The organism is Micromonospora sp. NPDC003776, assembly GCF_053605645.1.
Genome location: NZ_JBSGJR010000640.1, coordinates 1 through 3,613, shown reverse-complemented (window position 1 = coordinate 3,613; position 3,613 = coordinate 1). Strand labels below are relative to the sequence as shown.

The 3,613-nt window shown below is 71.5% G+C and carries 5 protein-coding genes; 2 read left to right on the top strand and 3 right to left on the bottom strand.

The window, feature by feature from the left end:
• On the top strand, window positions 1–717 hold a 717-nt coding region (locus tag ACWEVO_RS32485), incomplete at its 5' end, for an LOG family protein (RefSeq protein ID WP_452311266.1).
• A 40-nt stretch (window positions 718–757) separates the two neighbouring features.
• Here ACWEVO_RS32485 and fbaA read toward each other — a convergent pair.
• Together fbaA and ACWEVO_RS32475 are read right to left on the bottom strand one after the other, a co-directional pair.
• Window positions 758–1,780 (bottom strand): class II fructose-bisphosphate aldolase, encoded by a 1,023-nt coding sequence (gene fbaA / locus ACWEVO_RS32480; RefSeq protein WP_452311265.1) that lies wholly within the window; start codon window positions 1,778–1,780, stop codon window positions 758–760.
• 131 nt (window positions 1,781–1,911) lie between these two features.
• A complete protein-coding gene (locus ACWEVO_RS32475; RefSeq protein WP_452311264.1) occupies window positions 1,912–2,295 on the bottom strand; it encodes a phage holin family protein in 384 nt (127 codons plus the stop codon).
• Window positions 2,296–2,463: 168 nt separating this feature from the next.
• Here ACWEVO_RS32475 and ACWEVO_RS32470 point away from each other — a divergent pair, with 168 nt between their 5' ends.
• Window positions 2,464–2,676: a hypothetical protein gene (locus ACWEVO_RS32470; RefSeq protein WP_452311263.1), complete on the top strand. Its 213-nt coding sequence runs from the start codon at window positions 2,464–2,466 to the stop codon at window positions 2,674–2,676.
• A 34-nt stretch (window positions 2,677–2,710) separates the two neighbouring features.
• Here the strand turns inward: ACWEVO_RS32470 and ACWEVO_RS32465 are convergent, their stop codons facing one another.
• On the bottom strand, window positions 2,711–3,517 hold the full coding sequence (locus ACWEVO_RS32465) for an LCP family protein (protein WP_452311262.1): 807 nt from the start codon (window positions 3,515–3,517) through the stop codon (window positions 2,711–2,713).
• Window positions 3,518–3,613: the final 96 nt, after the last annotated feature.

The following is a 3,613-nucleotide window of genomic DNA, read 5'->3' as shown; positions in this document are numbered from 1 at the left end:
GGGCCGCAGTCGGTGGTGGGCGTGATGGGCGGGCACGCGGTGCACCGCGGCAGTGCCGCGTACCGGATGGCGGCGGTGCTGGGCTGGGAGCTGGCGCGGGCCGACCGGCTGGTGGTGACCGGCGGCGGCCCGGGCGTGATGGAGGCGGCCAACCTGGGCGCCTTCCTGGCCGCGTGGCCGGCGGAGGAGCTGACCGCGGCGATCGACGTGCTGGCCACCGCGCCCGACTTCACCGACCACGACCGCTACACGGAGGCGGCGCTGCGGGTCCGGGCGAGGTACGCGGCCGGACCCACGCTCCCGACCCCGCGCCCGGCCGCCGCCGGCACCGAATGGGCCCGCTCCGGCGGCCTGGCCATCCCCACCTGGTTGTACGGGCACGAGCCGGCGAACCTCTTCGCCGGGCGGATCGCCAAGTACTTCTCCAACGCGATCCGGGAGGACACCATCCTGCGGCTCGCCCGGGGCGGCATCGTCTTCGCGCCGGGCCGGGCCGGGACCGTGCAGGAGGTGTTCCAGGCGGCCACCAAGACCTACTACGGCACCGACGGGGCGAGCGGGGCGTACGTCTTCCTGGACCGGGCGTACTGGACCACGGAGCTGCCCGTCGAGGCACTGCTGCGGCCGCTCTTCGCCGCCTCCCCGTTCGGCGACCTCTCGGCCACCGTGCACCTGACCGACGACGTCCGCGAGGCGGTCCGGGTACTGACGGCATGAAAAAGGAGGGGCCCCTCGGGGCCCCTCCTTTTTCTTCAGGTCACTTCATCTTGGTGCCGGTGGAGCGCAGGGCCTCGCAGGCCTCGACGACCCGGGCGGCCATGCCGGCCTCGGCGGCCTTGCCCCAGACCCGCGGGTCGTACATCTTCTTGTTGCCGACCTCGCCGTCCACCTTGAGCACGCCGTCGTAGTTGCGGAACATGTGGTCCGCGACCGGGCGGGTGAAGCAGTACTGGGTGTCGGTGTCGATGTTCATCTTCACCACGCCGTAGTCCAGCGCCTCGCGGATCTCAGACAGCAGCGAGCCGGAACCGCCGTGGAAGACCAGGCTGAGCGGCTTCTCCTTGCCGTACTTGGCGCCGACCGCCACCTGGATGTCGTGCAGCACCTGCGGGCGGAGCTTGACGTTGCCCGGCTTGTAGACGCCGTGCACGTTGCCGAAGGTCAGCGCCGCCATGTAGCGGCCCTTCTCGCCGAGGCCGAGCGCCTCGACCATGGCCAGACCGTCCTCGACGGTGGTGTAGAGCTTCTCGTTGATGGCGTTCTCGACGCCGTCCTCCTCGCCGCCGACGACGCCGACCTCGATCTCGAGGACGATCTTGCCCTTGGCGGCCTCGGTGAGGAGCTGCTCGGCGATCTCCAGGTTCTCGGCCACCGGCACGGCCGAACCGTCCCACATGTGCGACTGGAACAGCGGCTCCTGGCCGTTCTTCACCCGCTCCTGGGAGATGCCCATCAACGGCCGGACGAACTTGTCCAGCTTGTCCTTCGGGCAGTGGTCGGTGTGCAGCGCGATGTTGACCGGGTAGTTCTTGGCCACCTCGTGGGCGTACGCGGCGAACGCCGTCGCGCCGGTCACCATGTCCTTGATCGACGGGCCGGACAGGTACTCGGCGCCGCCGGTGGAGACCTGGATGATGCCGTCGCTCTCCGCGTCGGCGAAGCCCTTGAGCGCCGCGTTCAGCGTCTGCGAGGAGGTCACGTTGATCGCCGGGTACGCGAACCGACCGGCCTTGGCCCGGTCCAGCATCTCCGCGTAAGCCTCGGGGGAAGCGATGGGCATGTCGAACGCTCCTTACTTACCGCTCTCGGCCGTGCAGGCCGCTGTCTTCCTTGGGTGCGCCGGACCGCGCTGTCCACCGCGGGCAGTATCCCGTAGAAGCCGGCGGCGGGCACAACCGACCCGGAAACCGCTCACGAGCGGTCCAGGTGGTCCGGCACGGCGACGCTGATCAGCCAGCTCACCACCGCCATCACGATGGCGCCCCAGAAGGCGGCCCAGAAGCCGTCGACATGGAACGGCAGGTGCAGCTGACGGGCGATCCAGTCGGTGAGAAGGAACAGCAGGGCATTGACCACGAGCGCGAACAGACCGAGCGTGATCAGGTAGAACACACAGCCGAACACCTTGATGACCGGCTTGAGCACCGCGTTGACCACACCGAAGATGAGCGCCACCGCGAGCAGGGTGAGGGCCGTGTTCGCCCCGTTCCGGCCGGTCACCGCCACGCCGGGCACGATCAGCGTGGTGATCCACAACGCGATGGCCGTGATCACCAGTCGGATCAGGAAGCCCACCCCATCATCCTGGCATCGGGTACCGCGCCGGGCGGGAAAACCCGCCGAGTCCGCCGCGTCGCGGGCCCGCCCGCGCCGCCCGCCGGTTCGGGCCGGCTCCGAGCGCTGCCCGGCACCAGGCCGTACGGTGTGGTGGTAACTGTCCGCACCGAGATCCAGGGAGGGACGATGGGTCAGCCCGACGAGGACTTCGCCCCGAGCGACCACCTCGCTCCGGAAGAGCGGGACCTGGAGGCGGAGCCGGCCGACGCGGTCGAGCAGGCGGTGGCGGTGGCCCCGGACGACGCCGACGGAGAGCCGCACCGCGGCCTGGAGGTCGGCGACTGGGACGCGATGGAGCAGGCCCGGGTGGTCGCCGCCGACGAGGACGACTACCGCTGACGTGCCGGGGAGGGGCCGATGGCCCCTCCCCTGGTCAGCGCAGCCCGGTGACCTGCCCGGGGTGGGCGCTGATCCACTCGCCCAGCCGGTCGGTGCGCAGCGCGTCGAGGAAACCCGGCCCGAGGCGAGGATCGAGCCGGAAGCTGGTGTTGCCCGGCTTCTCCACATGCTCGCCGGGCAGGACCACGCCGACCGGCTCCGCGTGGGCGGCCTGCGCCGCCACCGAGCCCAGTGCCGCGAGAGAGGTGTCGCCGGTGTCGGCGACCACCCCGGCGCTGAGGTGCTGCAGCAACTGGCTGAGGAAGAGCGGGTTGGTGAAGGTGTCCCGCTCCTGGAGCCCGCGGAGCAGGCCGGCGGCGTACCGCTCGGCGTTGCGGTCCCGGTCCAGCACGCCGTCGGGCAGTTCGATCCGCTGGCGGAGCAGGTCCACCGAGTCGCTCCCGTTGAGCTGCTGGCAGCCCGCCGGGAAGACCCGGCCGGTGTGTATCGAACGGACCCGCTGCGGCAGGCAGACCCGGACACCGCCGATGAGGTTGGTGAGCTCCCGCACCGCCGGATAGGTGAGCGCCCCGCCGGCGTCGATCCGTACGCCGAGGGCGTCCGCCACCGCGTCCCGGGTGGCCCGGTAGCCCCGGTCGAGGTCGGGCCGCGGCTCGCCGGCGCCGAACGAGAACGCCGCGTTGAGATGCTGCGTCCCCTTGCCTGGGACGGTGACCTCCAGGTAACGCGGGAGCGAGACCAGATAGAGGCGGCTGCGGTCGGCCGGGATGTGCACCAGCAGCACCGAGTCGGCGCGCCGGACCTGCCGGTCGGCGTTGCCGTCCACGCCGACGATCAACACGTTCAACGCCCCGGCCGGTGCCGGCGCCGGCGCGGCCGGGGGGGCCCGCCGGTTGCCGGGCCGGGGGGGGCGCGCACGGCTGTACTCCCCTCACAA